This window comes from Actinomycetota bacterium, assembly GCA_035697485.1.
Taxonomy (GTDB): domain Bacteria; phylum Actinomycetota; class UBA4738; order UBA4738; family HRBIN12; genus JAOUEA01.
This window is the reverse complement of the sequence record DASSCU010000037.1, coordinates 1-25635: the sequence shown is the minus strand read 5'-3', so window position 1 is coordinate 25635 and position 25635 is coordinate 1. Positions and strand designations below refer to the sequence as shown.

The window sequence follows — 25635 nt, the reverse complement described above, 5'->3', positions numbered from 1 at the left end:
CCTCATGAGCGCACGGCGATCGCGAACGCCACCGCGTTCGTCTTCTCATGGGTGAACGTGACGAGCACCTGCGTGATGCCGAGGATGTCCGCCCGGGCCTTCGCCTGACCGTCGAGCACGATCGACGGGGCGCCCGACGGCGCCCGCCCGACGCTGATGTCCTGCCACCGCTTCCCGCGGTAACCGCCGAGCGCCTTGATCGTGGCCTCCCTGGCGGCGAACCGGCCGGCGTAGGATTCCGCGGGCCGGGCCTTGGAATCGCAGTAGGCGATCTCGGCGGGGGTGAAGACGCGGCCGCGCATCGTCGGGTGACGCGAGAGGGCTCGCTCCATACGAGCGATCTCACAGATGTCGACGCCGAGCCCGACGATCTCCACGGGCCCAGCTTAGAGGCCGCCCAGGGTCACTTCATGCGGATCAACGCGATCACCGCGGCGATCGCCAACCCCACCATGAAGACGATGCCGAGCATGAACAGTGTGCCCGCAGCGATGATGGTCATGAGGGCACGCTACTCCGATGCGAGCCCCGCCGCGACTCCCTGAGACTCACGGTCCGCCGGACGCCACCGTGACATGGCCCGACACCGGGGTCGCGGCGAACGTCTCGGGCCCGAGGAGGGCTCGGGTCCGGACCGGCCCATCGGGCAGGCACGCGGCGAACATCGTGCCCCAGCCCACGCCGCCGGCGCAGCCGTTGCGGACGAACGACGTCCCCGTGTACCAACCACGGAACCCGCCGACCCGCTCGAGGCGGGGAAGCTGCAGCACGTGGGCCCGATCGTCGTCGCCACCGCCCGGCAGGTACGCGAGGGTGCGATTGTCCACCCAGTGCACGTCGCCGCCATCGTTCCACCCGCGGAGCGAGAATCTCCGGGCCGCACCGTCGTCGGCGCGCACGACGACCACCTCGCTCGGCGGATGCCCGGAACGTGAGCCTCCGTACCGCACGCCACCCACGTGCCGCTCGTCGCGGCTCACCGAGAGCGCCGACAGTCCCGAGGGAACGGCGGCGACGACGCGGTCATCGCCGCCCCACAGGGCGACACGCACGAGCGAGGATGCGACCACGGCGTATGCGCGCTTGCGCTGGAACCAGGCTCGGGCACGACCCGCCTCGAAGGCGACCCGATCGCGGTCACCGCGAACGACGTGGACCGCCGTCTCACCGCGCCGGATCGTGACCGCTCCGAGCACGGCCCCGTCCTCCGAGAGGCACGCCACCTGATCGATGCTGGGGAAGCGCCCCGTGATCAACGGAACCTCGCGGACGACGTCGAGCGTCGCGGTCTCACGAACCCCGAGGAACCCGATGCCGTCGTGCGAGACGGCTTCCACGAATCGCTCCATGCCGGGGCACATCGACACCGCGAGCACGTCGCCCTCGCCGTACCCGTACCCGAGGGTCCGGCCCTGCTCGTCGAGCGCGAGGATCCGAGCCTCCCCGAAGTTCCCACCGACGATCATCCTGATCGGCCCGTCGCCGTCCGGGACCGGCAGCGGCTGCGCTGCGGCGATCAGCACGTCGGGGTCGATCTGGGTGCAGAGGCCGCCCGTCCAATCACCGTCACCCTGCAGGCGCAGCAGGATGCCGATGCGCTTGCCCGTCGGAACCTCGAACCCGCACGCCGCCCCGTACGCGGCCGACTCGACGTCGACCGATGCACCGAGGTCGCCCTTGACGGATGTCTCCACCGAGAACGTGTAGATCGCCTTCTGATCGCTGATGTCCTGCTTGGACGTCAGCGATCCGACGAAGGCCGCGTCGGACGCGTGCAAGGCGTCGCGCGGATCACCGATCGCGCACGAACACGCGTGCGCCGGTCCGTCGGCGAAGACGAAGACGGAGAGCGTGACGACCAGCGCGACGGCGGTCCTGAGCGCAGGGCGACGACGGATCATCACCCGGTCCATGCCGCGACGCTACTCGACCGTGACGCTCTTGGCGAGGTTCCGTGGTTGGTCGACGTCGCAGCCGCGCAGGGTGGCCACGTGGTAGGCGAGCAGCTGCATCGGCACGGTGACGACCACCGGCGAGATCAGCTCCGGGGTCGCGGGAACCTCGAGCACGTGGTCGGCGAGCGCACCCACCTCCAGGTCACCCTCGGTGGCGACCGCGATCACGCGAGCGCCACGTGCGCGCACCTCCTGGATGTTCGAGAGCATCTTCGGGTACACGTGGCACTGGGTGGCGACGGCCACGACCGGCACGCCGTCCTCGATCAGCGCGATCGGACCGTGTTTCAGCTCGCCGGCGGGGTGGCCCTCGGCGTGCACGTAGCTCAGCTCCTTGAGCTTGAGGGCCCCTTCGAGCGCCGCCGGATACCCGGTGTGCCGCCCGATGAACAGCACGTCACGAGCGTCACGGTAGCGCTCCGCGATCGACCGCACCTGGTCGTCGAGCGCGATCGCGCGTTCCACCTTGGCGGGCAACCCGTCGAGCTCGGCCAGCACCTCGGCGATCTCCTCGGGGAACTTCGTGCCGCGCACCTGCGCGAGATAGAGGGCGACGAGGTACTGGGAGACCATCTGCGTCGCGAACGTCTTCGTGGCCGCGACCCCGATCTCGGGTCCGGCGTGCGTGTAGAGCACGCCGTCGGCCTCACGGGCCAGGGAGGAGCCCACCGTGTTCGTCACCGCGATCACATGTGAGCCCTGGCGACGGGCATGGCGAGCGGCCTCCAGCGTGTCGATCGTCTCACCCGATTGCGAGACCGCGAGCGTCAGCGTGTCGGGCCCGAGCACCGGGTCTCGGTAGCGGAACTCGCTCGCGATCTCGATCTCGACCGGCAGGCGCGCCCAGTGCTCGATCGCGTACTTCGCCACGAGTCCCGAGTGGAACGCCGTGCCGCACGCGACCACGAACACCTTGCTCACCTCGCGGAGGACGTCGTCCGACACGTGCAGCTCGTCGAGCACCAGCCGCTCACCCACCGTGCGCCCGACCAGCGTGTCGCGGATCGCCGACGGTTGCTCGTCGATCTCCTTGCGCATGAACGTCTCGTACCCGCTCTTCTGCGCGCGGGCGACGTCCCAGTCGACGGTGATCGGCTGGGGATGCAGCGGCGAGCCCTCGAGATCGGTGAATGAGGGGCCGTCGCGACGCACCTCGACGACCATGCCCTCGTCGAGGGGGATCACGGACGACGTCCTGTCCAGCACGGCGGGGATGTCCGATGCGAGCATCGTCTCGCCGTCACCCACCCCGACGATCAGCGGCGACGACACCTTGACGCCGACGAGCACGTCGGGCTCCTCGAGCGAGCAGACGACGAGCGAGTACGCCCCCTCGAGCTCGCGTACCGCCCCACGCACCGCATCGGGCAGCGACCGCCCGTCTCGCAGCTTCTCCTCCACGAGGTGCGCGACGCACTCGGTATCGGTCTCCGAGACGAGGGTGTGGCCCTCCTTCTCGAGGCGGTCGCGCAGCACCTGGAAGTTCTCGACGATGCCGTTGTGGATCACCGCGATCCGCCCGGCACAGTCGAGGTGGGGGTGGGCGTTGCGATCCGTCGGCGCCCCGTGGGTGGCCCAGCGCGTGTGCCCCATGCCGACCGCCCCGGCGGGACTGCCCTCGACGTCGAGCGCACCCTCGAGTTCGGCCAGCTTCCCGGCGCGCTTGACGACCCGGAGCCCGCCGTCGAGCACGGCGACGCCCGCCGAGTCGTACCCACGGTATTCGAGGCGCCGGAGACCTTCGAGGACGATCGGAAGGGCCTCGTCGGGCCCCACGTAGCCCACGATGCCGCACATCAGGGTCCAACCCTAGCAGGGGCCGGGTATCCGACCTCGACGGCGCCTCCGAGCGAAGGACGGCGTCAGCCCGAGGCCGCCCGCACGACGTCGGCGATGCGGTCGGCGTGCTCGGTCGCGAGGTCCTCGGTCTCGGCCTCGACCATCACGCGCACGAGCGGCTCGGTCCCCGAGGCGCGCACGAGCACCCGCCCCTCGAGACCGAGCGACGCCTCCGCCTCGGCGACCGCCCGACGCACGTCGTCGGCCTGGGCGACCGAGCGGTCGGCCACGTCGACGTTGATCATGCGCTGCGGGTAGCGCCGCATCACGGACGCGAGCTCTCGGACCGTGCGTCCGGTCGCGGCCGCGAGCGAGAGGAAGCGCACCGCGGTGAGCAGGCCGTCGCCCGTGCTGGCACGGTCGCGGAAGATCACGTGCCCCGATTGCTCGCCGCCGAGCACCGCGCCCGTGCGCACCATGTCCTCGAGCACGTAGCGGTCGCCCACCCTCGACGAGACGACGTCGATGCCCGCCTCGCGCATCGCGTGGTGGAAGCCGAGGTTCGCCATCACGGTCGTCACGACCGTGTTCCCGCGCAGCCGTCCCGCGTCAAGCAGCGCGATCGCCGTCGCCGCCAGCACCTGATCGCCGTCGACGATCGCGCCCTCCGCGTCGGCGAAGAGGGCCCGGTCGGCGTCGCCGTCGTGGGAGACGCCGGCGTCGGCACGCACCCGCACGACCTCCTGGGCCACCACCTCGGGATACAGCGCGCCGCACCCGTCGTTGATGTTCTTCCCGTCGGGCTCGGCGTTGATCGCGTGGACCTCGGCGCCGAGGCGTCGCAGCAGCGCGGGGGCGACCTCCGACGCCGAGCCGTTCGCACAGTCGATCGCGATCCGCATGCCGTCGAGCCGCGCCTCTGCGGCGTCGACGAGGTGGGTGAGGTAGCGCTCGCGCCCGTCGCCCACGGCCCGGGTGTCACCTCGGCGATCCGGCGCGGCGCCGAGGTCGTCCATCGCGCCCTCGATCTCGTCCTCGACGTCGTCGGGCAGCTTCGAGCCGGTCGCGTCGAAGAACTTGATGCCGTTGTACTCGGGCGGGTTGTGCGAGGCGGAGATGACCACGCCGCTCGTCGCCCCCAGGTCGGTCGTGAGGAACGCGATCGCCGGCGTGGGCTCGATGCCGGCGATGAACGCGTCGCCACCGCCCTCACGGATGCCCTCGACGAGCGCGTCCTCGAGCCATTCCCCGGAGGCGCGCGGGTCACGTCCGACGACGAACGTGGGGCGTCCTTCCACCTGGCGGCCGAGCACGAGCACGCCGGCCCGCCCGAGGCGGTACGCGATGTCCTCGGTGAGCTCGGTGCCCGCCAGACCGCGGACCCCGTCCGTGCCGAACAGCCGTTCCGTCACGGCGCGAGGCTACCCCAGCGGCTTCACGCCTCGCACGATCGCCCCGTGCATGCCGTCGGTGAGCTCGTGCGTGGCCACGATCTCGATATCCTCGAAGCCCGCCCGCTGCAGCTCCGCGTGGTACTCCGCGAAGGAGAGCGCTCCCGCGATGCACCCCACGTAGGAGCCGCGCTCGGCCCGATCGGCGGGGGTCAGGTGATCGTCGGCCACGACGTCGCTGATGCCGAGACGACCGCCGGGCCCCAGCACGCGGAACATCTCGTCGACCACACGAGGCTTGTCGGTCGAGAGGTTGATCACGCAGTTGGAGATGATCACGTCGACGCTCTGCTCGGGCATCGGGATCTCCTCGATGAATCCTTGCAGGAACTCGACGTTCTCGGCGCCCGCTTCCCGCGCGTTCTCGCGCGCGAGCGCGAGCATCTCGTCGGTCATGTCGAGGCCGTACGCCTTGCCGGTCGGGCCGACGCGCTTGGCCGACAGCATCACGTCGATGCCGCCGCCGGACCCCAGGTCCAGCACGGTCTCACCCTCACGAAGCTCGGCGACCACGGTCGGGTTGCCGCACCCCATGCTCGCGAGCACGGCGTCCTCGGGCAGGTCGGCCCGGGTGGTCACGTCGTAGAGGGCGACGCCGAGACCGTCCTCGGGAGCGCATCCGTCGGCGCAGCTCGTGATGTCGAGTCCGTTGTCGTCGGCCGCCCGGCCGGTGGCCACGACCTTCGCCGCGGCCGCGTACCGCTCGCGCACCTCGTCGCGCACATCGTTCATCGTTCCGCTCCTTCCTCGAAGCGCAGCACCTCGCCGAGCCGTCGGATCGCGTCGTGGCGCAGGGAGTAGTGGGCCCACACGCCGCGCTGTTCCCTGGTGAGCAGCCCGGCATCGACCAGCTTCCGCATGTGGTGGCTGACGGTGGGCTGCGAGAGCCCCAGGAAGTCGGTCAGGTCGCACACGCACACCGCCTCGCGCGCGGTCGCGAGCAGGTTCACGATGCGCACCCGGTGCGGATCGCCCAGCGCCTTGAAGAGCGAGGCGATCGTCGCGGCCTCGTCCGACGTCATGTCGTCGGCGGCGATCGGCACGCAGCACTCGGCGGGCGTCTCGATCACCGCGATCTGCGTCGCCGTCATCGCCCATCCCTCCGTTCATCCATCGACATCTGTCGATCCCTTGCTTGCCGCCACGGTGTCATATCCATCGACGAACGTCAATCTCTGCCCCAGCGGCTCGAGCCCGAGTAGGGACCGATGCTGCGTGGGAGGATGTCTCGCATGAACGAAGGACTCGTCCAGGTGTTCGCGAGCGGAGACACGGTGGCCGGCGAGATGATGCGTGGCCGGCTGGAAGCGGAAGGCATCGCCGCGATGCTCAAGGGGGAAGGCGAGGGCCCGTACCGAGCGGGCCCCGTCTACGTGTGGGTGCCGGCCGAAGACGAATCGGCCGCGAGGGAGATCGTGGCAGCGGTGAACTCGGGTGCCTACGCGCTCGACGAGGACTTCGAGGAGCCGGGCGAGCCCACCACCTGAGCCAGGTCGGGCCTCGGGAGCTACGTCCGCCTGCCGTGGCGCGCCCGCCGCGCCGCCTCGACCCCCTTGTAGTTCGCCAGCCCCTCGAGCTCGTGTTCCACCTCGACGAGGTCGGCCTGATCGCGCATCACGACGTCGATCGGCTTGTACGCGTCGGGGTGCTCATCGAGCAGCGCCACGGCGTCGGAGGCCTGCCAGGAGCGCCCGGCCATGCGGGCTTCGAACGACTCGATCGACAGCGCCTTGCGCGCCTTGGTCCGACTCATGCGGCGGCCGGCTCCGTGCGCGGACGACCGGTACGAGGCCTCGTTGCCGAGCCCCCGCACGACGTAGGAACGCTGCCCCATGCTGCCCGGCACCAGACCCCGGTCGCCGACGCCCGCGCGGATGGCACCCTTGCGCGTGATCCACAAACGCCGCGCTCCGACCTCCTCGAGCTCGGTGTAGTTGTGGTGGCAGTTGACCTCGTCGGTCGCATGGATCTCCCGCCCGAGCTCCGACTCGAGCGCACGATGGGTGGCCACGAGCAGTTGCCGTCGGTTCTCACGCGCGTAGCGCTGGGACCACCCCAGATCGCGGATGTAGGTGTCGAACTCGGGTGTGCCCTGCTGGAGCCAGGCCAGCTCCGGATCCTCGAGCCTCGTGCCGAGTCCCTCGTGCAGGCGCCGGGCGACCTTCGTGTGCAGCGTGGCGAGCTGATTCCCGCCCCCACGCGACCCGGAGTGCAGCAGGATCCAGACGGCGCCCTGCTCGTCGACCGCCAGCTCGACGAAGTGGTTGCCCGAGCCCAACGTGCCGAGCTGAGCCGCCGCTCGGTCGGGGTGGGTCAGGGACTCGGGCGGCGCATGTGCCGCGAACCACTCGAGCCCGTCAGGGGACGGCTCGCGGTGCCAGTGTCCGAGTCCCGCGGGCACGCTGCGTCGCATGCGATCCACCCACCCGTCCAGGCCCCGGTCGGGCAGCTGGTCGATCCGCAGATCGAGCCGACGGGCGGCCATGCCGCATCCGATGTCGACGCCGACCGCCGACGGGATCACCGCGGTCTCGGTCGCGATCACGGACCCGATCGTCGCGCCCATGCCGAGGTGGGCGTCGGGCATCAGGGCGATGTGGCCCGCGACGATCGGCAGCCGCGCGGTGCGTTCGGCCTGCTCGCGCGTGGCCTCGTCGAGCTCGCTCGCCCAGCTGAGCACGCCGGGGGCGATCTCGTGGGGCATCGCGCTCTCCGCCCTTGCGTCTGCTCCGGGTGAGGCCCGAAGCGCTCGGAGGATCAGCGCTTCGAGTACTGGGGCGCCTTGCGGGCCTTCTTGAGCCCGTACTTGCGACGTTCCTTCTCCCGGGCGTCGCGTGTGAGGTAGCCCTCGGCCTTCATCTGGCCGCGCAGCTCCGGATCGAGCTCGATCAGCGCGCGGGCGATGCCGAGACGGATCGCACCCGCCTGCCCGCTGACGCCACCGCCTCGGATCGTCGCGATCACGTCGTAGTCCTTCTCGCGCCCGCAGACGCGCAGCGGCGACACCGCCACCATGCGATGCACGCGGGTCGGGAAATACTCCTCGAGGCTGCGGCCGTTGATGTCGAACTCGCCCGCGCCCGGCACGAGGCGCACCCGCGCCACGGCCTCCTTGCGGCGGCCGGTGTTGATCTTCACGGGGGTCACTGCTGCCACGTGCTCACTCCTCGGTGGTGTCGGCCGATTCCTTCGCCGGCTTCTTCGCGGTCTTCTTCGCCGTCGTCTTCTTGGCGGTGGTCTTCTCGGCCGCAGGTTTGGCCGACGCCTTCTTCGTGGCCGCCGCCTTCTCGGCAGCGGGCTCCTCGGCTGCCGGCTCGTCCGCCTCGACCCGGTCGCCCGACGTCAGATGGCGGGTCTTCAGCTCCGTGACGGGCTTCGGGGTGGGCAGGCCTTCCCACATCGGGGGCTGGCCGAGCGTGTAGTCGACCGGCTGCTGGGCGGCGTGCGGGTGCTCCGCTCCGCCCACGACGTGCAGCTTGCGGATCATCGACCGGCCGAGACGGTTCTTCGGCAGCATGCCCTTGACGGCCTTCTCCACGGCGAACACCGGCCGCGTGCTCATCAGCTCGTCGTAGCGGGTGGCGGTGATGCCCCCCGGGTAGCCCGAGTGACGGTAGGCGAACTTCTTCGTCTCCTTGCCGCCCGTGAGCACGATCTTGTCGGCGTTCACGATGATCACATGATCGCCGGTGTCCATGTGCGGCGCGAAGATCGGCTTGTGCTTGCCGCGCAACAGTGCCGCGGCCTCGGACGCGACGCGCCCCAGCACCTTGTCGCTGGCGTCGATGACGTACCAGCGGCGCTCGATGTGCTCAGGCTTCGGAGAGTAGGTCTTCATAGGACGTGGAGATCGGCCAGGAAGGCTCCCGGCCGACGCACCAGACTACCTGGGTGATCAGGCGGGCGTCAAAGCTCGGCGGCGTCGGACGAGCGACGGCGCCCGTACACGACGCGTTCGAGCGTCAGGCCGTTCGGCGGAGCGATCTGGCGGGCCGCAGCGCGGTCCCGGGCCTCGAGGATCGCGGGCACGGCGTCGGGGTCGACCTTCCCCTCGCCGACCGCGATGAGGATCCCGGTGAGCGCGCGGACCATCTGATGCAGGAACGCGTTCGCGCGGAACCCGACCTCGAGCCGGTCGCCACGCAGCGTGACCCTCACCAGCTGCAGATGGCGCACGGTCGACCTGCCCGGACCGGGATGCCGGCAGAACGAGCTGAAGTCCCGCTCCCCCACGAGGTGACGGGCCGCCGCCCGCATCCCGCGAACGTCGGGCGTGCACGGGTGATGCCAGACGTAGCGGGCCGCGAACGGGTCGGGCAGCTGCCCGACGTCGACGCGATAGCGGTACTCGCGGGCGGTCGCGGAGAACCGAGCGTCGAAGCCGTCGGCCGCCTCGTCGACCGAGAGCGCCACGACCTCCGGCGCGAGTCGCCCGTTGACCGCGTCGCGGATCGCGCGGGTCGCACGCGGCGAGGCGGTGAGGAACGATGCGACCTGCCCGCGCGCGTGGACCCCTGCGTCGGTCCGCCCGGCCACCGAGAGCCTCACCGCTTCCCCCAGCACCGGGGTCAGCGCATCGACGAGGCATCCCTCGACCGTCCTGATCGAGCGGTCGCGCTGGGCCGCCCACCCGCGGAAGCCGGTGCCGTCGTAGGCCAGCAGCATCCGGATCACCCGCTCATCCATCGTCGGGAGTATCGTCCAAGGCGGCCCTGCCGGCAGGGGTCGAACGGCCCGTGCGCGAGCCGTCGGGCCGGCAGAGGCTCCAACGGAGAGGTCCCATCGGGACCGGAGGGAGGGGCTCATGCGTCCGAGGAACGTGCCACGCGCGATCGCCGTCGGGGCGGTCGCGGTGATGGCGTTGGTGCTGCTGCCGGCGTGCGGTGGCGACGAGGACGGCGACACCGGAGGCGACACCGCGACCGCGACCGAGACCGCGACCGAGGGCGGCGCCTCGACGGTCGCCGTCACGTTGGAGGAGTTCGCGGTGTCCGCCGACCCGGCGTCGGTTCCGGCCGGGTCCGTGACGTTCGACGTCACGAACGACGGGCCCGACGACGTGCACGAGTTCGTCGTGATCATGACCGATCTCGCGCCCACCGACCTTCCGACCGACAAGGACGGGGCCGTGGAGGAGACCGGCGAGGGCATGGAGGTCGTCGACGAGATCGAAGACATCCCCGTCGGCGAGACGCCGACGCTGACGGTCGATCTCGAGGCCGGCTCGTACGTGCTCATCTGCAACATCCTGCAGGAGGAGCCCGACGGCACGCTCGAGGCGCACTACGCCGAGGGCATGCGCACGGGATTCACCGTCGAGTAGATCGGTGGAACGCGTGAGGCCGGGGCTCGATGCCCCGGCCTCATCGCAGCGTCGGTCACCCAGAGACGCCGGTCAGTCGCCGCGCTCCACCAGCTCGATGCGCGCCATCGGGGCGGCGTCGCCCTTGCGGGGGCCCAGCTTCAGGATGCGCGTGTACCCGCCGTTGCGGTCCTCGAATCGCGGCCCGATCTCGTGGAACAGGCGCGCGACGACGTCGCGATCGGGGATGTCCTTGAGCACGTCGCGACGGGCCGCCAGGTCGCCCTTCTTCGCCTTCGTGATCAGCTTCTCGGCGTAGGGACGGAGCGCCTTGGCCTTGGCCTCGGTGGTGTCGATCGCCTCGTGCGTGAAGAGCTGTGCCGCCAGCGTGGAGAGCAGCAGGCGCTGATGGCCCGGGTTCGAGCCGAGGCGAGGGCCCTTCTTGGGCTTGGGCACCGGTTACTCCTCCCGCAGTCCGAGACCCAGCTCCTCGAGCTTGGCCTTCACCTCGTCGATCGACTTCTGGCCGAAGTTCCGGATGTCCATGAGCTCGGACTCGCTCTTGAGGATCACGTCGCCGACCGTGTTGATGCCCTCGCGCTTCAGGCAGTTGTAGGAGCGCACCGACAGGTTGAGCTCCTCGATCGTGATCGCGTAGTCGCCGGGCACCTCGTCGTCTTCGGCGGGGCCGACGGTGACGCTCGCCGCCTCGGCCAGCTCGCTGAAGAGCGTGACCAGCTCGAGCAGCGTGCCACCGGCCGACGCCACGGCCTCGCGCGGCGTGACCGAGCCTTCGGTCTCCACGTCGAGGATCAGGCGGTCGCGGTCGGTCATCTGCTCCACGCGGGTGTTCTCCACCGTGTAGCTCACCTTGCGCACCGGCGAGAAGATCGAGTCGACCGGGATCACGCCGATCGGGTCGCGGGGCTTCTTGTTCTTATCGGCCATGCGGTAGCCGACCCCGCGCTCGACCGTCATCTCCATCTCGAGGCTCGCGCCCTTGCCGAGCGTGGCGAGGTGCAGGTCGGGGTTGAGGATCTCGACGCCCGCGGGTGGCGCGATGTCGCCGGCGGTGACCTCGGCCGGCCCCTTCGCCTTCAGGTAGACCGTGGTCGGCTCCTCGAGCTCGGAGCGGGCGACCAGCTCCTTCAGGTTCAGGATGATGTCGGTGACATCCTCGGTCACCTTGGGGATCGTCGAGAACTCGTGGAGCACCCCGTCGATGCGGACCGACGAGATGGCGGCGCCGGGGATCGAGGAGAGCAGCGTGCGGCGGAGCGAGTTGCCGACGGTGTAGCCGAACCCGGGCTCGAGCGGCTCGATCGCGAACCGGGAGCGGGTCGGCGAGACGACCTCTTCGGAGATCTGAGGTCTCGCGACGGTGAACATGCGGTGGTTCCTCCTTCGGCGGGGGATCAACCATTCCTACCCCGCGTCGTCTGTCCCGCGGAACGTGCTCCGCGGGGATGCGCCCCCGGGTCAGACCCGGCGGCGCTTGCGCGGCCGGCAACCGTTGTGCGGTACCGGCGTCACATCCTGGATCCCCGTGACCTCGAGGCCCGCGGCGGCGAGCGATCGGATCGCGGTCTCTCGGCCCGAACCCGGGCCCTTCACGAACACGTCGACCTTCTGCAACCCGTGCTCCTGCGCGGCGCGCGCTGCCTTCTCGGCGGCCAGCTGCGCGGCGAACGGCGTCGACTTGCGCGAGCCCTTGAAGCCCACGTTGCCGGCGCTCGCCCAGGACACGGTGTTGCCCTGCAGGTCGGTGATCGTGACGATCGTGTTGTTGAACGTCGACTTGATGTGGGCCTGGCCGTGGACGACGTGCTTCTTCTCGCGGCGCTTGGTCTTCTTGGCCTTGGGCTTCGCCATGCGTGTGCAGCTCCCTCGCGTCTCGCTACTTCTTGGTCGCCTTCTTCTTGCCGGCGATCGCCTTCTTCGGACCCTTGCGCGTACGGGCGTTCGTGTGCGTGCGCTGACCGCGGACCGGCAGCGCCCGGCGGTGTCGGATGCCCTGGTAGCAGCCGATCTCGATCTTGCGCTTGATGTCCTGGGCCACCTCGCGGCGCAGGTCTCCCTCGACCTTGAAGTTCGCGTCGATGTAGGCGCGGATCTTCAGCACCTCGTCCTCGGAGAGGTCGCGCACCTTGGTGGCGCCCTCGACGCCGGCCCCCGACACGATGGCCTCGGCCCCCGGCGTCCCGATGCCGTAGATGTAGGTCAGCGCGATGTCGAGCCGCTTGTCGCGCGGAAGGTCGACGCCTGCGATACGAGCCACTGGACGGTCCCCTCTTCCTTCTCAGCCCTGCCGCTGCTTGTGCCGCGGGTTCGTGCAGATGACGAGGATCTTGCCCCGGCGCCGGATCACACGGCAGCGGTCGCAGATCTTCTTGACGCTGGGCCGAACCTTCATCCGCTCAGATCTCCTGCTTCTCGGTCCTCGCCTCGAGGACCCATCTCCTACTTGTAGCGGTACACCACACGGCCTCGGGTGAGGTCGTACGGCGACAGTTCCACCAGGACCCGATCGCCCGGCAGGATGCGGATGTAGTGCATGCGCATCTTCCCGGAGATGTGGGCCAACACCTTGTGTCCGTTCTCGAGCTCCACCCGGAACATGGCGTTGGGCAACGGCTCGATGACCGTCCCCTCGACCTCGATCGCGTCTTTCTTCGGCACGCTCCAGCTGTTCCCTCTCGAACGGGTGCTCGCCCTGGCTCCCGGGACGTGCACGAACACCCTCCGGGAGGGGGCGAACGGTCAGTATAGGGGCCGCCCGGCGCGAACGTCCACGAACGGGCTCATCCGCGCGCCGTGAGCACCTGGTGCCCGTCCTCGGTGACCGCCACGGTGTGCTCGAAGTGCGCCGACAGCGAGCCGTCGGCCGTGACGACCGTCCACTCGTCGGCGAGCACCTTGGTCTGCTCCTCGCCGAGCATCAGCATCGGCTCGATCGCGATCACCAGGCCGGGCCGCAGGTCGGGGCCCCGCCCGGGACGGCCGAAGTTCTGGATGAACGGATCCTCGTGCAGCGACCGTCCGATGCCGTGGCCGCCGTACTCGCGCACGATGCCCAGGCCCGCGGCCTCGGCGACCGACGCGATCGCGTGGCCGATGTCGGAGATCCGGCCGCCGGGTTGCACCGCGGCGATGCCCGCGTACAGGGCCTCCTCGGTCGTCTTCACCAGCCGGGCGGCGTCCTCGGTCGGCGCGACGCCCCCGACGACGACGGTGACCGCCGAATCGGCGTGGAACCCTTCCCAGATCGCTCCGAAGTCGAGGGAGAGCAGCTGTCCCTCCTCGAGCCGGCGGGCGGGCGAGGGGATGCCGTGCACGATCTCGTCGTCGATCGAGGCGCAGATGGTGGCCGGGTAGGTGCCCCGGTACCCGAGGAACGACGGCGTCGCGCCCTGCTCGCGGATGTACGCCTCGGCCACACGGTCGAGGTCGGCGGTGGTGGCCCCCGGGCGCACCGCCTCGAGCACGCAGGAGATCGTGCCGGCCACGATGCGGCCGGCCCGCCGCATGCGATCGAGCTCCTCGGGCGACTTCCTGATGATCACGTCACGTCCTCCAGCGCCTCGAACGTGCGGGCCGCGACGGCACCCTCTCGCACCTCGGCGTCGATCTCGACGAGCAGCTTGCGCTCACGATAGAACGCCTCGAGCGGGGCCGTCTGCTCCCGGTAGAGGGCGAGGCGACGGCGCACGGTGAGCTCGTCGTCGTCGGAGCGCCGCTCCAGCGGGGTGGCGTCGGTGTCGCAGACCCGATCGTTCGCCGGCGGCTTGAACTCCATGTTGTAGGTGCGCTTGCACGCCGGGCAGGTCCATCGGTTGGACAGTCGCCGCACGGCCATGTCGTCGCTGATCGCGAACTTCAGCACGGCCGAGAGCGGCTGCTCGGTCTGTTCGAGCGCGCTCTCGAGCGCCTCCGCCTGGGGCACCGTCCGCGGGAACCCGTCGAGGATGAAGCCCTGCCGTGCGTCGGGCTGGGCGAGGCGATCCATCACCATGCGCACGACGAGCTCGTCGGGGACGTACTCGCCGCGGTCCATGAATGCCCGGGCCCGGATGCCGAGCCCCGAGCCACGCTGCACGTGCTCGCGCAGGATGTCACCGGTCGAGATCTGCGGGATGCCGAAGCGATCCACCAACAGCTGGGCCTGCGTTCCCTTGCCGGCCCCCGGCGGTCCGAGCAGCACCAGCCGCATCGGCGCCTACTTCAGGAAGCCTTCGTAGTGTCGCATCAGCAGCTGGGACTCGATCTGCTTCATCGTCTCGAGCGCGACGCCGACCGCGATCAGGACCGACGTGCCGCCGAACGGGAACTGCTGGAAGTCCCAGATCTTGAAGACGATCGTGGGGATCAGGGCGATCGCCGCGAGGAAGAGCGCGCCCGGCAGCGTGATGCGCACGAGGATGTCGTTGAGGTAGGTGGCCGTGGGACCGCCCGGGCGGATGCCGGGGATGAAGCCGCCCTGCTTGCGCAGGTTGTCCGCCTGCTTGACCGGGTCGAACTGGATCGCCGTGTAGAAGTAGGCGAAGAACACGATCATCGACGCGAGCACGATCATGTACACGTAGGTCGGGTTCCCGGCGTTCAGGTACGTGTCGACGAAGTTCTGGAACCCCTCCCACGGCACGATGCTCGCGAGCAGCACCGGCATGTACATCACCGACGTGGCGAAGATGATCGGGATCACGCCCGCCTGGTTCACCTTGAGCGGCAGGTAGGTGCTGCCGCCGGTCGTCATCTTGCGGCCCACGATGCGCTTGGCGTACTGGATCGGGATGCGGCGCTGCCCCTGGTCCATGAAGACGACGGCGACGATGATGCCCAGGCCGATCAGCATGATCACGCTGAACTTGAACGCGCCGCCCTGGCGCAGGATCGAGCTCCCCTCGCCCGGCAGCGACGCGATCACGCTCGTGAAGATCAGGATCGACATGCCGTTGCCGACGCCGCGCTGCGTGATCAGCTCCCCGAGCCACATGATCATCGCCGTGCCCGCGGTGAGCGTGAGCACGATCAGCCCGATGTTGGGGGCGGTGAACGTCTCGGGCGGGAACGGGTCGGGCAGACCGGTGCCGCCCGAGTGGAACAGGAACACGATGCCGGTCGACTGCAGGACCGCCAGCACGACCGTGACGTAACGCGTGTACTGGTTGATCTTCTTGACGCCGACCTCACCCTGGTCCTGCAACGCCTGCAGCTTGGGGATCACGACCGTGAGCAGCTGCATGATGATCGAGCTCGTGATGTAGGGCATGATGCCCAGCCCGAAGACCGCCATCTGCCCGAGCGCCCCGCCCGAGAACAGGTTGATCAGCTGCAGGAACCCGCCCTCGCCGGCCTCGATCGCGTCGCGGATCGGTCCGAAGTCGACGACCGGCACCGGCACGTACGAGCCGAACCGGTAGATGGCGATGATGAACAGCGTGAAGAGGATCTTGTTGCGGAGATCCGGAAGCCGGAACGCGTTGAGGAAGGCCTTCAGCACGGGCGTCTATCGTACCCCGGCATCTAGCCCTCGATGAGCTGGGCGGTGCCGCCCGCCTGCTCGATCTTGGCCTTCGCCGCCTTGGAGAACGCGTGGGCCTTCACCGTGAGCGCGTGGTCGAGCTCGCCGCGGGCGAGGATCTTCACCGGCAGGCTCTTGTGCACGAGGCCGTGCGCCGCCAACGCCTCGGGCGTCACCTCGCCGCTCTCGTAGTACTTCGAGAGCACCTCCACGTTGACCACGGCGTATTCGACGCGGTTCACGTTCGTGAAGCCCTTGAGCTTGGGCACGCGGCGTTGCAGCGGCATCTGGCCGCCTTCGAACCACGCGGGCACGTTCTTGCGGGCCCCGGTGCCCTTCGTGCCGCGTCCGGCCGTCTTGCCGCGAACGCCGGCACGCCCTCGGCCGACGCGCTTACGATCCTGCTTCGCGCCCTCGGCCGGTTTCAAGTGATGGAGCTTCATGTCGGTTCCTCTCCGCAGGGACGCCTCAGGCGCCCTCGACCTCTTCGACCCGCACGAGGTGCCGCACCTTCTCGATCATGCCGCGGATCTCGGGGCGGTCGTCCTTGATCACGCTGTCATTGATGCGGTGCAGGCCGAGCCGGCGCACCGTGTCCTTCTGGTCACGGGGACGGTCGATCACGCTGCGCACCTGCGTCACCTTGAGCTGACTCATCGGCGGCCTCCGCGTGGGCCCTGGCCGCGTCGCTGGTCACGGCCCGGGGGCTGGTCGGAGTAGACCTCCTCGAGCGCCGCCGTCCGGGCGGCCTGCAGGCGCACGTCGGCGGCGGCGACGGCCTCGAGCATCGGCTTGGGCGCGATCTCGTGGACGTCGCGCCCGCGGAGCTGGGCCACCTGCTGGGGTCGACGGAGCGACCGGAGCCCGGCCACGGCCGCCTTCACGATGTTGATCTGGTTCGAGCTGCCCATGGACTTCGACAGGATGTCCTTGATGCCCGCGGCCTCGACCAGCGCGCGCACCGGACCGCCGGCGATCACGCCGGTTCCCGGGGCGGCCGGCTTCAGCAGCACCACGCCGGCGCCGGCCTCGCCGACCACCTCGTGCGGGATCGTCGTGCCCATCATCGGCACCTCGAACATGCGCTTGCGGGCCTCCTCGACGCCCTTGGCGATCGCCGCGGGCACCTCCTTGGCCTTGCCGTAGCCCAGGCCGACCCGACCCGCGCCGTCGCCGACGACGACGAGCGCGGCGAAGGAGAACCGCCGACCACCCTTGACGACCTTGGCCACTCGGTTGATCGAGATCACCCGTTCCTCGAACGGGCTGCGGTCCTGCTGATTCGAGTCGTATCGCCTGCTCATGTCAGATCTGGAGTCCTCCCTCGCGCGCGCCATCGGCGAGCGCGGCCACACGGCCGTGGTACAGCCGACCGCCGCGATCGAAGACGGCACGCTCGATGCCGGCGTCCTTCGCGCGGCTCGCCAGCAGCTCGCCGGCCGCCTTCGCACGCGCCGTCTTGTCCTCGCCGGAGACCTCGCGGTCGCTCGCCTGGGCGAGCGTGCGGGCGCCGACGTCGTCGATCAGCTGCGCGTAGATGAACTTGTTCGACCGGTACACGGCCAGCCGCGGCCGCGTGCCGTCGCCCGAGACCTTCTTGCGGACCCGGTCGTGGCGGCGTTCGCGCGCCGCACGCTTCTCGTTCCTCGCCATCACGCAGCACCAGTCTTCGCGGCCTTGCCGGCCTTCTTCCGGACGTACTCGCCCTCGTACCGGATGCCCTTGCCCTTGTACGGCTCGGGCTTGCGGATCTTGCGGATCTTCGCGGCGATCTCACCGACCGCCTGCTTGTCGTTGCCCCGCACCACGATCTGGGTCGGGGCCGGCACCTCGAACTCGATGCCCTCGGGCACCGGCACCAGCACGGGGTGCGAGAATCCCGCCTGCACCTCGATGTCTTTGCCCTTCATCGCGACCCGATAACCCACGCCCACGATCTCGAGCTTCTTCTCGTAGCCCTTCGTCACGCCCTCGACCATGTTGGCCAGCAGCGAGCGTGTAAGCCCGTGCAGCCCGCGGTTGAACCCCTGGTCGTCGGGGCGCTCGACGCGCGCGAGGCCTCCGTCGACCACGATCGTCATGTTCTCGTGCATCGCCTGGGTGAGGGTCCCGCGGGGACCCTCGACCGTGACGACGTTGCCGTCGCCGACCGTGATCTCGACCCCGCCGGGGATCTCGATGGGCTGCTTGCCGATACGACTCATCGTGTCCGTTCCCTCGTGTGTGCCCGCCTACCAGACGTAGGCCAGCACCTCGCCGCCGATGCCTCTGCGGGAGGCGTCCTTGTCGGTCATCACGCCGTGCGACGTGGAGACGATCGCCACGCCCAGCCCGCCGAGCACCCGCGGCAGCTCGTGCCGCCCCGTGTAGACCCGGCGTCCCGGCTTGGAGACGCGCTTGATGCCGGAGATCGTGCGCTGCCGCTGCTTGCCGTACTTCAGGCGCACGTGGAAGGCCTGGTGCACGCCCTCGCCCTCGCGCTCGAAGCCGTCGATGTATCCCTCGGCGTCGAGGATCCCGAGCACGGCCTCGTTCACCTTCGAGACCGGCACGGCAAGGTCGTCCTTGTACGCCAGGTTCGCGTTGCGGATGCGCGTGAGCAGGTCGGCGACCGGATCGTTGACGTTGCTCGAGAACCGCCGTTCCTTGGTCACCATGATGCCTTCGTCACCCCCGGCAGCTCGCCGGCGTGCGCCAGCTCTCGGAAGCAGATGCGGCACAGCAGGAACCGCTTGTAGACGGCGCGGGATCGCCCGCACCGCTGACAGCGCGTGTACCCGCGCACGCGGAACTTCGGCTGGCGCTGCTGCTTGTTCTTCAATGCCTTCTTGGCCATGTGTGCGTTCTCCTACCCTGCCTGTGCGACCTGCTCGACGCCCGCGAGCGGGAAGCCGAGCGCGATCAGCAGGCTTCGCGCCTCGTCGTCGGTCGCGGCGGTGGTGACGATCGTGATATCCATGCCGCGCACCAGCGCCACCTTGTCGTAGTCGATCTCCGGGAAGATCAGCTGCTCGGTGACACCCAGCGTGTAGTTGCCGTGCCCGTCGAACGAGCTCGGGCTCATGCCCCGGAAGTCACGGATGCGCGGGAGCGCGAGCGAGACCAACCGGTCGTAGAACTCCCACATGCGGTTGCCCCGCAACGTGACCTTGGCGCCGATCGCCATGCCTTCGCGCAGCTTGAACCCGGCGATCGACTGGCGAGCCTTCGTCACGACCGGCTTCTGGCCGGTGATGATCGTGAGGTCCTCGAGCGCGGCCTCGAGCAGACGCCCGTCCTTGACGGCGTCGCCGATGCCCATGTTCACCACGATCTTGTCGAGGCGGGGCACCTGCATCACGTTGTCGAGCCCGAGCTCGCGCTGCAGCGCCGGCACGATCTCGTCGCGGTAGCGCTGCTTCAGCCTCGGGGTGTAGTCGTCGCTCATAGTTCCGCCTCGCACTTCCGACAGATGCGCACCTTGGAGCCGTCCTGGTCGACCCGGTGCCCGACGCGCGTCGGCTTGCCGCAGCTCTGGCAGACCGGCTGCACGTTGGAGATGTCGAGGAACATCTCGACGTCGATGATGCCACCCTGCTGGATCGCCTGGCTCGAGCCGCTGGCGCGCCCGGTGGCGCGCTGATGCTTCTTGGCCAGCGCGACACCGTCGACCATGACCCTGCCCTCACGCGGCAGCACACGGACCACGCGGCCTTCTTTGCCGCGGTCCTTGCCCGCCATCACGCGGACCGTGTCGTCCCTCTTGATGTCGACCCCTGGCATCGGCTACAGCACCTCCGGCGCGAGCGAGATGATCTTCATGAACCGCTTCTCGCGGAGCTCGCGGGCCACCGGTCCGAAGATGCGGGTGCCGCGCGGGTTCTTCTGCTCGTTGATGATCACGACCGCGTTGTCGTCGAACCGGATGTAGGACCCGTCGGGGCGACGGCGCTCCTTGGCCGTGCGCACGACGACGGCACGCACGACCTCGCCCTTCTTCACGCCGCCGCCGGGCAGGGCGTCCTTCACGGTGCCGACGATCACGTCGCCGACCCCCGCGTAGCGACGGCCCGAGCCGCCCAGCACGCGGATGCACAGGACCTCTTTGGCTCCCGTGTTGTCCGCGACCTTGCAGCGCGTCTCCTGCTGGATCACGTCCGACTCCCTCGCGTTCCCTCTGTCTCGGCGGTCACTTCGCCCGTTCGACGATCTCGACGACCCGCCAGCGCTTGCTCTTCGAGATCGGGCGCGTCTCCATCAGCCGCACCGTGTCGCCCACGTGCGCCTCGTTCTGCTCGTCGTGCGCGGCGAGCTTCGACGAGCGCCGCACCGTCTTGCGGTAGAGCGGGTGGGTGACCTTGCGGTCGACGCGCACCAGCACGGTCTTGTCCATCTTGTCCGACACGACGACGCCGGTGCGCACCTTGCGGCGCCCGCGCTCGGCGGCGGTGTCGGTCACGGTCTGCTCCTCGCTCACTGCTCCTCCTCGGATGCCACCTCGCGGGCCGCGGCGATCGCGTCGAGCTCCGCCTCGATCTCGCGCTCGCGCAGCACGGTGGCGATGCGCGCCACCTCGCGGCGCACCTCCCTGATGCGGGTCGGGTTGTCGAGCTGACCCGTCGCCAGCTGGAAGCGCAGGTTGAACAGCTCCTCCTTGGCGGCGTCGACGCGCACCAGGAGCTCGTCGTCCGGCAGCTCTCGCAGCTCTGCGGCCTTGCTGGGCATCCGCTACTCCCCGTCCCTGCTGATGAACTTGGTCTTGATCGGCAGCTTGTGCTGCGCGCGCTTCATGGCCTCGCGGGCCAGCGACTCCGGCACCCCGGCGAGCTCGAACATCACCCGGCCGGGCTTCACGACGGCGACCCACCCCTCGGGGTTGCCCTTGCCCGAGCCCATGCGAGTCTCGGCGGGCTTCTTGGTCACCGACTTGTCGGGGAAGATGTTGATCCACACCTTCCCGCCGCGGCGGATGTGTCGCGTGATCGCGACGCGCGCCGCCTCGATCTGGCGGTTCGTGATCCAGGCCGCCTCGAGCGCGACCAAGCCGTAGTCGCCGAAGTGGATCTCGGTGCCGCCCTTGGCCATGCCGCGGCGGTGCCCGCGATGGACCTTGCGGTGCTTGACCTTCTTCGGGGCCAGCATCAGGCGTCGCCACCTTCGGTGGGCGTCGGCGTCTCGGCGGTCTCCGGTGCGGCGGCCTCGGCGGCGGGAGCGGTCTCGCTCTCGACGGGCGCAACCGGCGCCTCGGCCTCGGCCGGCGCTGCAGCCTCGGCCGGCGCTGCAGCCTCGGGCGGCGCCGGGGCAGGCGTGGAGCCGCCTCGTCCGCCGGTCTCGACCTGCTGGGCCGATGCGTGCGCGCGCGCGAGGGCCCGCTCGGTCTGCTGCTCTCGATGGGGCACCTCGTCGCCGTGGTAAACCCAGACCTTCACGCCGATGATGCCGAACGTGGTCTTGGCCTCGGCCGTGCCGAAGTCGACCTTGGCACGCAGGGTGTGCAGGGGCACGCGGCCCTCGCGGTACCACTCGCGCCGGCCCATCTCCGAGCCACCGAGACGGCCGCCGGTCGCCACGCGCACGCCGAGGGCGCCCGAGCGCATCGCCGTCTGCACGGCGCGGCGCATCGCGCGGCGGAACGCCACGCGCCCGGCGAGCTGTTCGGCGACGCCCTGGGCCAACAGGGTGGCGTCGGTCTCGGGGCGCGACTCGCTCGCGGCCTGGTTCATGTCCTCGACCTTCACGTCGACCCGCTTCTTCGTGTAGCGCTCGACGTCCTTGCGCAGCCGATCGACCTCGGCGCCCTTGCGGCCGATCACGATGCCGGGCCGGGCCGTGCGGATGAACACCCAGATCTGGTCGCCCTTGCGCTCGATGTCGATCGAGCTGATGCCGGCGCGCGACAGGCGGGACCGGATGTGCTTGCGGATCCAGATATCCTCGTGCAGCTGACCGGCGTACTCACGCCTGCCGGCGTACCAGTTGGACTTCCAGGGGTAGATGACCCCCAGCCGGAACCCGTACGGGTTGACCTTGTGACCCACTAGGCTTCCTCTCCCATCGTCTCCACCACGAGCGTCACGTGCGACGTGCGCTTGCGCACCCGCGTGGCGCGGCCGTACGCGCGCGGCCGGTACCGCCGCAGCGTCGGGCCCTCGTCGACCCAGGCGCGCGACACCATCAGGTTGTCCTCGATCACGCCGGGTTGCTGCTCGGCGTTGGCGATCGCCGAGTTCAGCAGCTTCTCGACCTCGGGCGTGGGCCCGAGCGGCGAGAAGCGCAGGATGCGCCGCGCCTCGACCACGTGCTGGCCGCGGATCATGTCGATCACGCGCCGCATCTTCCGCGGCGACGTGCGCACGTACTTCATGGTGGCTCGCGCTTCCACGTACTTACCTCACTCCGGTCCGGCGTTCGTCGCGGGAGTGCGAACGGAAGGTGCGCGTCGGCGCGAACTCGCCGAGCTTGTGCCCCACCATCGACTCCGAGATGAAGACCGGCACGTGCTTGCGACCGTCGTGCACGGCGATCGTGTGCCCGAGCATGTCGGGCACGATCGTGGACCGGCGCGACCACGTCTTGACGACGCGCTTGTCGCCCTTCTTGTTCATGTCGTCGATCTTGACCATGAGGTGCTCGTCGACGAACGGACCCTTCTTGACCGACCTGGGCACCTAGCCACGCCCCTTCCCACGGCGGCGGACGATGTACTTGTTCGACGCCTTGTTCTTCTTGCGGGTACGGCCTTCCTTCTTCCCCCACGGCGACGCGGGGTGCCGGCCGCCCGAGGACTTGCCTTCGCCACCACCCAGCGGGTGGTCGACGGGGTTCATCGCCACGCCGCGGACGGTCGGGCGCTTGTTCTTCCAGCGGGCGCGGCCCGCCTTGCCGAGCGAGATCAGCTCGTGCTCGGGGTTGCCCACCGTGCCGACCGTGGCCTTGGACGCGGCGGGCACGAGACGCGTCTCACCCGAGGGCAGGCGAACGGTGGCCATCGAGCCTTCCTTGGCCATCAGCTGCACGCTCGCCCCGGCCGAGCGCGCGAGCTTGGCGCCCGCTCCCGGCTTGAGCTCGATCGCATGCACGACCGTGCCCACGGGGATGTTGCGCAGCTGCAGGGCGTTGCCGGGACGGATCTCGGCATCGGGGCCGCTCATCAGGCGATCGCCCTGCTTCACGCCCTGCGGCGCGAGGATGTAGCGCTTCTCGCCGTCGGCGTAGTGCAGCAGGGCGATGCGCGCGCTGCGGTTGGGGTCGTACTCGATGTGCGCGACCTTGGCCGGCACGCCGTCCTTGTTCCGCTTGAAGTCGATCACCCGGTAGCGCTGCTTCGTGCCGCCGCCCTGGTGGCGCGTCGTGATGCGGCCGTGCACGTTGCGCCCGGCCTTGCGGTGCTTCTTCTGCAGCAGCGACTTCTCGGGGGTCGTGCGCGTGACCTCGTCGAACGACGAGACGCTCGCGCCGCGGCGGCCCGGGGTCGTCGGCTTGTACTTACGGACGGCCATGCTCATCCACCCTCGAAGATCTCGATCGCGTCGCCCTCGGCGAGGGTGACGATGGCCCGCTTCTCGTCGGGACGCTTGCCCTTCGTGTAGCCGCGGCGCTTCACCTTGCCCCGGCGGTGCAGCGTGTTCACCGAGGTCACGCGGACCTCCCAGATCGCCTGCACGGCTTCCTTGATCTCGGTCTTGTTCGCCCGCTTGTCGACCAGGAACGTGTAGGTGTTCTGCTCGAGGCCGGCATAGGACTTCTCCGAGACGATCGGCCGGATGATCACGTCGCGGTGCGTCTTCACTCGCCCTCACCCGCCTCGGGCGTGGAGCCCTTCTGCTCTTCGGGCGTGGAGCCCTTCTGCGCCTCGGGCGTGGAGCCCTTGCCCTCGAGCGCGTCGAGCGCGTCGCCGGTCAGCAGCACCCGGTCGGCCCGCAGCACGTCGTAGGTGCCGAGCCCGCCCGCGTAGGCGACCTTCACGTCGGCAAGGTTGCGGAACGACTTCTCGGCCGCGCCGTCGTCGGTCGGCCTGGCCAGCACGACGAGCACCTTGCCGTCGAGCTCGAGCGTCGAGAGGAGCTCGGCGGCACGCTTCGTCTTCGGCTCGTCGAAGGCGATCTCGCTCACGACGGCGAGCTTGCCGCTCGCCAGCGCGTCGGTGAGCGCCGAGCGGAGCGCGCCTTTGCGCATCTTCTTGTTCACGCGCATCGAGTGGTCGCGCGGCTGCGGCCCGTGCGCCACGCCGCCCCCGACCCACTGGGGCGACCGGATCGAACCCTGGCGCGCGCGTCCGGTTCCCTTCTGGCGCCACGGCTTCCTGCCGCCGCCCGCGACCTCGCCGCGCGTCTTCGTGGAATGCGTGCCGGCGCGCAGCCCCGCGAGTCCCGCGACGACCACCTGGTGCATCAGCGGGACGCTCACGGGCGCCTCGAAGACGTCGGCCGCGAGGTCGCGCGAGCCGGACTTCTTGCCCTGGGCATCGAGGACGTCGATCGTCGCCATCTCAGGCACCCTTCGTCGCCGGTGTCTTGACCGCGGAGCGGACCATCACGAGCCCGCCCTCCGGGCCGGGCACCGCGCCCTTCACGAGCAGCAGGTTGCGCTCTGGGTCGGCCTGCACCACGGTGAGGTTCAGGACCGTGACGCGCTCGTTGCCGTGCTGGCCGGCCATGCGCATGCCCTTGAACACGCGGCTCGGCGTGGCGCAGGCGCCGATCGCGCCGGGCGCGCGGTGCACCCGGTGGGTGCCGTGGCTCGCCTTCAGCCCGGCGAACCCGTGTCGCTTCATCACGCCGGCGAAGCCCTTGCCCTTGGACACCCCGACCACGTCGACGATGTCGCCCGCCTCGAAGAGGTCGGCCCGCAGCTCCTGCCCCGGCTCGTACGTGCCGGCGTCGGCGGTGCGCAGCTCCACGAGGTGACGGCGCGGCTCGGCCGAGTTCGCCTCGTAGTGACCCTTCATCGGCTTCGTGACCTGGCTCGGGCGCACGTCGCCGAACGCGAGCTGCACGGCGTCGTAGCCGTCGCGTTCCTCGGTCTTGATCTGGGCCACGACGCAGGGACCGGCCTTGATCACGGTGACCGGCACGGCTCGGGTGTCGTCGAAGACCTGGGTCATGCCCAGCTTCGTCCCCAAGATCCCCTTCACGGTCCTGTCTCCTGGCATGGCGTCCTCAGAGCTTGATCTCGATGTCGACCCCGGCCGACAGGTTCAGGCGTTGGAGCTCCTGCACCGTCTTCGAGGTGGCGTCGACGATGTCGATCAGCCGCTTGTGCGTGAGCATCTGGAAGTGCTCGCGCGAGTCCTTGTACTTGTGGGGCGAGCGGATCACCGTGTAGATGGCGCGCTCCGTCGGCAACGGCACCGGGCCGATCACCTTGGCACCCGTGCGGGTGACGTGCTCGACGATGTCGCGCGCGGCGACATCGAGCATGCGGTGGTCGTAGGCCCGGAGCTTGATGCGGATCTTGGGTCCTGCCACGGTCGCGCCTTCTCTCCGGTCTCTTCGCTCGTCGCTCGGTTACTTGATGATCTCGGTCACGCGGCCGGCGCCGACGGTGCGTCCGCCCTCGCGGATCGCGAAGCGCAGGCCCTCTTCCATCGCGATCGGGGCGATCAGCTCGACCGTCATCTCGACGTTGTCCCCGGGCATGACCATCTCC

Annotated in this window: 40 protein-coding genes and 3 pseudogenes; 2 read left to right on the top strand and 41 right to left on the bottom strand. The window is 69.7% G+C overall.

Annotated elements, in window-relative coordinates; translation table 11 throughout:
• Positions 1 to 2 precede the first annotated feature (2 nt).
• The 6 genes from acpS to VFI59_10995 form a co-directional block, all read right to left on the bottom strand.
• Positions 3 to 377 (bottom strand): holo-ACP synthase, encoded by a 375-nt coding sequence (gene acpS, locus VFI59_11020; GenBank protein ID HET6714226.1) that lies wholly within the window; start codon positions 375 to 377, stop codon positions 3 to 5.
• A 171-nt stretch (positions 378 to 548) separates the two neighbouring features.
• Positions 549 to 1913, bottom strand: a complete 1365-nt coding sequence (locus VFI59_11015; protein ID HET6714225.1) for a hypothetical protein — start codon at positions 1911 to 1913, stop codon at positions 549 to 551.
• A gap of 9 nt (positions 1914 to 1922) precedes the next feature.
• Entirely contained in the window at positions 1923 to 3752 is a 1830-nt protein-coding gene (gene glmS / locus VFI59_11010) for a glutamine--fructose-6-phosphate transaminase (isomerizing) (GenBank protein HET6714224.1), read from the bottom strand.
• A 65-nt stretch (positions 3753 to 3817) separates the two neighbouring features.
• On the bottom strand, positions 3818 to 5146 hold the full coding sequence (glmM, locus tag VFI59_11005) for a phosphoglucosamine mutase (protein HET6714223.1): 1329 nt from the start codon (positions 5144 to 5146) through the stop codon (positions 3818 to 3820).
• Between the two features lie 9 nt (positions 5147 to 5155).
• Complete coding sequence (arsM, locus tag VFI59_11000) at positions 5156 to 5917, bottom strand: arsenite methyltransferase (protein HET6714222.1); 762 nt, start codon at positions 5915 to 5917, stop codon at positions 5156 to 5158.
• The gene (locus VFI59_10995) at positions 5914 to 6276 is read right to left on the bottom strand and encodes a metalloregulator ArsR/SmtB family transcription factor (GenBank protein HET6714221.1); all 363 of its coding nucleotides are present in this window, start codon (positions 6274 to 6276) and stop codon (positions 5914 to 5916) included. Before VFI59_10995 ends, arsM begins: the two co-directional genes overlap by 4 nt.
• 141 nt (positions 6277 to 6417) lie before the next feature.
• Here VFI59_10995 and VFI59_10990 point away from each other — a divergent pair, with 141 nt between their 5' ends.
• Entirely contained in the window at positions 6418 to 6672 is a 255-nt protein-coding gene (locus VFI59_10990; GenBank protein HET6714220.1) for a DUF2007 domain-containing protein, read from the top strand.
• A 20-nt stretch (positions 6673 to 6692) separates the two neighbouring features.
• Here VFI59_10990 and VFI59_10985 read toward each other — a convergent pair whose 3' ends face one another.
• The 4 genes and pseudogenes from VFI59_10985 to truA form a co-directional block, all read right to left on the bottom strand.
• Positions 6693 to 7889: an RtcB family protein gene (locus VFI59_10985; GenBank protein HET6714219.1), complete on the bottom strand. Its 1197-nt coding sequence runs from the start codon at positions 7887 to 7889 to the stop codon at positions 6693 to 6695.
• A 53-nt stretch (positions 7890 to 7942) separates the two neighbouring features.
• The gene (rpsI, locus tag VFI59_10980; protein HET6714218.1) at positions 7943 to 8341 is read right to left on the bottom strand and encodes a 30S ribosomal protein S9; all 399 of its coding nucleotides are present in this window, start codon (positions 8339 to 8341) and stop codon (positions 7943 to 7945) included.
• A gap of 250 nt (positions 8342 to 8591) precedes the next feature.
• Positions 8592 to 9023: pseudogene (rplM, locus tag VFI59_10975) on the bottom strand (50S ribosomal protein L13).
• Between the two features lie 68 nt (positions 9024 to 9091).
• Positions 9092 to 9871: a tRNA pseudouridine(38-40) synthase TruA gene (truA, locus tag VFI59_10970; protein ID HET6714217.1), complete on the bottom strand. Its 780-nt coding sequence runs from the start codon at positions 9869 to 9871 to the stop codon at positions 9092 to 9094.
• Positions 9872 to 9989: 118 nt separating this feature from the next.
• Here truA and VFI59_10965 point away from each other — a divergent pair, with 118 nt between their 5' ends.
• A complete protein-coding gene (locus VFI59_10965; protein HET6714216.1) occupies positions 9990 to 10508 on the top strand; it encodes a hypothetical protein in 519 nt (172 codons plus the stop codon).
• An 87-nt stretch (positions 10509 to 10595) separates the two neighbouring features.
• Here the strand turns inward: VFI59_10965 and rplQ are convergent.
• From rplQ to tuf, 31 genes and pseudogenes are all read right to left on the bottom strand, one after another.
• Positions 10596 to 10943 (bottom strand): annotated as a pseudogene (gene rplQ / locus VFI59_10960) (50S ribosomal protein L17).
• Between the two features lie 3 nt (positions 10944 to 10946).
• On the bottom strand, positions 10947 to 11876 hold the full coding sequence (locus VFI59_10955; GenBank protein HET6714215.1) for a DNA-directed RNA polymerase subunit alpha: 930 nt from the start codon (positions 11874 to 11876) through the stop codon (positions 10947 to 10949).
• Between the two features lie 90 nt (positions 11877 to 11966).
• Positions 11967 to 12359 carry a 30S ribosomal protein S11 gene (gene rpsK / locus VFI59_10950; protein HET6714214.1) on the bottom strand — a complete coding sequence of 131 codons (393 nt, stop codon included), beginning with the start codon at positions 12357 to 12359 and terminating at the stop codon, positions 11967 to 11969.
• Positions 12360 to 12384: 25 nt separating this feature from the next.
• Positions 12385 to 12765, bottom strand: coding sequence for a 30S ribosomal protein S13 (gene rpsM, locus VFI59_10945; GenBank protein ID HET6714213.1), 381 nt, complete (start codon positions 12763 to 12765; stop codon positions 12385 to 12387).
• Between the two features lie 21 nt (positions 12766 to 12786).
• Positions 12787 to 12900, bottom strand: coding sequence for a 50S ribosomal protein L36 (gene rpmJ, locus VFI59_10940; protein HET6714212.1), 114 nt, complete (start codon positions 12898 to 12900; stop codon positions 12787 to 12789).
• Between the two features lie 47 nt (positions 12901 to 12947).
• Positions 12948 to 13166 carry a translation initiation factor IF-1 gene (gene infA / locus VFI59_10935; GenBank protein HET6714211.1) on the bottom strand — a complete coding sequence of 73 codons (219 nt, stop codon included), beginning with the start codon at positions 13164 to 13166 and terminating at the stop codon, positions 12948 to 12950.
• Between the two features lie 122 nt (positions 13167 to 13288).
• On the bottom strand, positions 13289 to 14050 hold the full coding sequence (gene map, locus VFI59_10930) for a type I methionyl aminopeptidase (GenBank protein HET6714210.1): 762 nt from the start codon (positions 14048 to 14050) through the stop codon (positions 13289 to 13291).
• Positions 14047 to 14697, bottom strand: coding sequence for an adenylate kinase (locus VFI59_10925; protein HET6714209.1), 651 nt, complete (start codon positions 14695 to 14697; stop codon positions 14047 to 14049). The genes map and VFI59_10925 overlap by 4 nt, the downstream gene beginning before the upstream one ends.
• 6 nt (positions 14698 to 14703) lie before the next feature.
• Positions 14704 to 15987, bottom strand: a complete 1284-nt coding sequence (gene secY, locus VFI59_10920; GenBank protein HET6714208.1) for a preprotein translocase subunit SecY — start codon at positions 15985 to 15987, stop codon at positions 14704 to 14706.
• 23 nt (positions 15988 to 16010) lie between these two features.
• On the bottom strand, positions 16011 to 16451 hold the full coding sequence (gene rplO, locus VFI59_10915; protein HET6714207.1) for a 50S ribosomal protein L15: 441 nt from the start codon (positions 16449 to 16451) through the stop codon (positions 16011 to 16013).
• A 25-nt stretch (positions 16452 to 16476) separates the two neighbouring features.
• Positions 16477 to 16665: a 50S ribosomal protein L30 gene (rpmD, locus tag VFI59_10910; protein ID HET6714206.1), complete on the bottom strand. Its 189-nt coding sequence runs from the start codon at positions 16663 to 16665 to the stop codon at positions 16477 to 16479.
• A pseudogene (rpsE, locus tag VFI59_10905) lies at positions 16662 to 17285 on the bottom strand (30S ribosomal protein S5). Before rpsE ends, rpmD begins: the two are co-directional and overlap by 4 nt.
• 28 nt (positions 17286 to 17313) lie before the next feature.
• Positions 17314 to 17661, bottom strand: coding sequence for a 50S ribosomal protein L18 (gene rplR / locus VFI59_10900; GenBank protein HET6714205.1), 348 nt, complete (start codon positions 17659 to 17661; stop codon positions 17314 to 17316).
• Positions 17661 to 18212: a 50S ribosomal protein L6 gene (gene rplF, locus VFI59_10895; GenBank protein ID HET6714204.1), complete on the bottom strand. Its 552-nt coding sequence runs from the start codon at positions 18210 to 18212 to the stop codon at positions 17661 to 17663. The genes rplR and rplF overlap by 1 nt, the downstream gene beginning before the upstream one ends.
• A gap of 27 nt (positions 18213 to 18239) precedes the next feature.
• A complete protein-coding gene (rpsH, locus tag VFI59_10890) occupies positions 18240 to 18665 on the bottom strand; it encodes a 30S ribosomal protein S8 (GenBank protein ID HET6714203.1) in 426 nt (141 codons plus the stop codon).
• On the bottom strand, positions 18659 to 18844 hold the full coding sequence (locus VFI59_10885) for a type Z 30S ribosomal protein S14 (protein HET6714202.1): 186 nt from the start codon (positions 18842 to 18844) through the stop codon (positions 18659 to 18661). The genes rpsH and VFI59_10885 overlap by 7 nt, the downstream gene beginning before the upstream one ends.
• 12 nt (positions 18845 to 18856) lie before the next feature.
• The gene (rplE, locus tag VFI59_10880) at positions 18857 to 19435 is read right to left on the bottom strand and encodes a 50S ribosomal protein L5 (GenBank protein ID HET6714201.1); all 579 of its coding nucleotides are present in this window, start codon (positions 19433 to 19435) and stop codon (positions 18857 to 18859) included.
• On the bottom strand, positions 19432 to 19770 hold the full coding sequence (gene rplX, locus VFI59_10875) for a 50S ribosomal protein L24 (protein ID HET6714200.1): 339 nt from the start codon (positions 19768 to 19770) through the stop codon (positions 19432 to 19434). The genes rplE and rplX overlap by 4 nt, the downstream gene beginning before the upstream one ends.
• 3 nt (positions 19771 to 19773) lie before the next feature.
• Entirely contained in the window at positions 19774 to 20142 is a 369-nt protein-coding gene (gene rplN / locus VFI59_10870) for a 50S ribosomal protein L14 (GenBank protein HET6714199.1), read from the bottom strand.
• Positions 20143 to 20176: 34 nt separating this feature from the next.
• On the bottom strand, positions 20177 to 20464 hold the full coding sequence (gene rpsQ / locus VFI59_10865; GenBank protein HET6714198.1) for a 30S ribosomal protein S17: 288 nt from the start codon (positions 20462 to 20464) through the stop codon (positions 20177 to 20179).
• On the bottom strand, positions 20461 to 20712 hold the full coding sequence (gene rpmC, locus VFI59_10860; protein HET6714197.1) for a 50S ribosomal protein L29: 252 nt from the start codon (positions 20710 to 20712) through the stop codon (positions 20461 to 20463). The genes rpsQ and rpmC overlap by 4 nt, the downstream gene beginning before the upstream one ends.
• Before the next feature lie 3 nt (positions 20713 to 20715).
• Positions 20716 to 21129: a 50S ribosomal protein L16 gene (gene rplP, locus VFI59_10855; GenBank protein HET6714196.1), complete on the bottom strand. Its 414-nt coding sequence runs from the start codon at positions 21127 to 21129 to the stop codon at positions 20716 to 20718.
• Positions 21129 to 22025 (bottom strand): 30S ribosomal protein S3, encoded by an 897-nt coding sequence (gene rpsC, locus VFI59_10850; protein HET6714195.1) that lies wholly within the window; start codon positions 22023 to 22025, stop codon positions 21129 to 21131. The genes rplP and rpsC overlap by 1 nt, the downstream gene beginning before the upstream one ends.
• Positions 22025 to 22369: a 50S ribosomal protein L22 gene (gene rplV / locus VFI59_10845; GenBank protein HET6714194.1), complete on the bottom strand. Its 345-nt coding sequence runs from the start codon at positions 22367 to 22369 to the stop codon at positions 22025 to 22027. The genes rpsC and rplV overlap by 1 nt, the downstream gene beginning before the upstream one ends.
• Before the next feature lie 4 nt (positions 22370 to 22373).
• Complete coding sequence (rpsS, locus tag VFI59_10840; protein HET6714193.1) at positions 22374 to 22655, bottom strand: 30S ribosomal protein S19; 282 nt, start codon at positions 22653 to 22655, stop codon at positions 22374 to 22376.
• Positions 22656 to 23486 carry a 50S ribosomal protein L2 gene (gene rplB / locus VFI59_10835; protein ID HET6714192.1) on the bottom strand — a complete coding sequence of 277 codons (831 nt, stop codon included), beginning with the start codon at positions 23484 to 23486 and terminating at the stop codon, positions 22656 to 22658.
• A 2-nt stretch (positions 23487 to 23488) separates the two neighbouring features.
• Positions 23489 to 23776 carry a 50S ribosomal protein L23 gene (rplW, locus tag VFI59_10830; GenBank protein ID HET6714191.1) on the bottom strand — a complete coding sequence of 96 codons (288 nt, stop codon included), beginning with the start codon at positions 23774 to 23776 and terminating at the stop codon, positions 23489 to 23491.
• Entirely contained in the window at positions 23773 to 24474 is a 702-nt protein-coding gene (rplD, locus tag VFI59_10825; protein ID HET6714190.1) for a 50S ribosomal protein L4, read from the bottom strand. Before rplD ends, rplW begins: the two co-directional genes overlap by 4 nt.
• A 1-nt stretch (position 24475) precedes the next feature.
• Positions 24476 to 25138, bottom strand: a complete 663-nt coding sequence (gene rplC / locus VFI59_10820) for a 50S ribosomal protein L3 (protein ID HET6714189.1) — start codon at positions 25136 to 25138, stop codon at positions 24476 to 24478.
• A 7-nt stretch (positions 25139 to 25145) separates the two neighbouring features.
• A complete protein-coding gene (gene rpsJ / locus VFI59_10815; GenBank protein HET6714188.1) occupies positions 25146 to 25454 on the bottom strand; it encodes a 30S ribosomal protein S10 in 309 nt (102 codons plus the stop codon).
• 39 nt (positions 25455 to 25493) lie between these two features.
• Positions 25494 to 25635 (bottom strand): elongation factor Tu (tuf, locus tag VFI59_10810; protein HET6714187.1); only part of this gene is annotated, 142 nt, incomplete at its 5' end.

Coding starts and splice junctions, on each gene's coding strand:
- VFI59_11015 (HET6714225.1), bottom strand. CDS start 1,913: ATGGACCGGGTGATGATCCGTCGTCGCCCTGCGCTCAGGACCGCCGTC.
- glmS (HET6714224.1), bottom strand. CDS start 3,752: ATGTGCGGCATCGTGGGCTACGTGGGGCCCGACGAGGCCCTTCCGATC.
- arsM (HET6714222.1), bottom strand. CDS start 5,917: ATGAACGATGTGCGCGACGAGGTGCGCGAGCGGTACGCGGCCGCGGCG.
- VFI59_10995 (HET6714221.1), bottom strand. CDS start 6,276: ATGACGGCGACGCAGATCGCGGTGATCGAGACGCCCGCCGAGTGCTGC.
- VFI59_10990 (HET6714220.1), top strand. CDS start 6,418: ATGAACGAAGGACTCGTCCAGGTGTTCGCGAGCGGAGACACGGTGGCC.
- VFI59_10985 (HET6714219.1), bottom strand. CDS start 7,889: ATGCCCCACGAGATCGCCCCCGGCGTGCTCAGCTGGGCGAGCGAGCTC.
- truA (HET6714217.1), bottom strand. CDS start 9,871: ATGGATGAGCGGGTGATCCGGATGCTGCTGGCCTACGACGGCACCGGC.
- VFI59_10965 (HET6714216.1), top strand. CDS start 9,990: ATGCGTCCGAGGAACGTGCCACGCGCGATCGCCGTCGGGGCGGTCGCG.
- VFI59_10955 (HET6714215.1), bottom strand. CDS start 11,876: ATGTTCACCGTCGCGAGACCTCAGATCTCCGAAGAGGTCGTCTCGCCG.
- rpsK (HET6714214.1), bottom strand. CDS start 12,359: ATGGCGAAGCCCAAGGCCAAGAAGACCAAGCGCCGCGAGAAGAAGCAC.
- rpmJ (HET6714212.1), bottom strand. CDS start 12,900: ATGAAGGTTCGGCCCAGCGTCAAGAAGATCTGCGACCGCTGCCGTGTG.
- VFI59_10925 (HET6714209.1), bottom strand. CDS start 14,697: ATGCGGCTGGTGCTGCTCGGACCGCCGGGGGCCGGCAAGGGAACGCAG.
- rplO (HET6714207.1), bottom strand. CDS start 16,451: ATGAAGCTCCATCACTTGAAACCGGCCGAGGGCGCGAAGCAGGATCGT.
- rpmD (HET6714206.1), bottom strand. CDS start 16,665: ATGAGTCAGCTCAAGGTGACGCAGGTGCGCAGCGTGATCGACCGTCCC.
- rplR (HET6714205.1), bottom strand. CDS start 17,661: ATGGCGAGGAACGAGAAGCGTGCGGCGCGCGAACGCCGCCACGACCGG.
- rplF (HET6714204.1), bottom strand. CDS start 18,212: ATGAGTCGTATCGGCAAGCAGCCCATCGAGATCCCCGGCGGGGTCGAG.
- rpsH (HET6714203.1), bottom strand. CDS start 18,665: ATGGTGACCAAGGAACGGCGGTTCTCGAGCAACGTCAACGATCCGGTC.
- VFI59_10885 (HET6714202.1), bottom strand. CDS start 18,844: ATGGCCAAGAAGGCATTGAAGAACAAGCAGCAGCGCCAGCCGAAGTTC.
- rplE (HET6714201.1), bottom strand. CDS start 19,435: ATGAGCGACGACTACACCCCGAGGCTGAAGCAGCGCTACCGCGACGAG.
- rplX (HET6714200.1), bottom strand. CDS start 19,770: ATGCCAGGGGTCGACATCAAGAGGGACGACACGGTCCGCGTGATGGCG.
- rpmC (HET6714197.1), bottom strand. CDS start 20,712: ATGCCCAGCAAGGCCGCAGAGCTGCGAGAGCTGCCGGACGACGAGCTC.
- rplP (HET6714196.1), bottom strand. CDS start 21,129: ATGCTGGCCCCGAAGAAGGTCAAGCACCGCAAGGTCCATCGCGGGCAC.
- rplB (HET6714192.1), bottom strand. CDS start 23,486: ATGGCCGTCCGTAAGTACAAGCCGACGACCCCGGGCCGCCGCGGCGCG.
- rplD (HET6714190.1), bottom strand. CDS start 24,474: ATGGCGACGATCGACGTCCTCGATGCCCAGGGCAAGAAGTCCGGCTCG.
- rplC (HET6714189.1), bottom strand. CDS start 25,138: ATGCCAGGAGACAGGACCGTGAAGGGGATCTTGGGGACGAAGCTGGGC.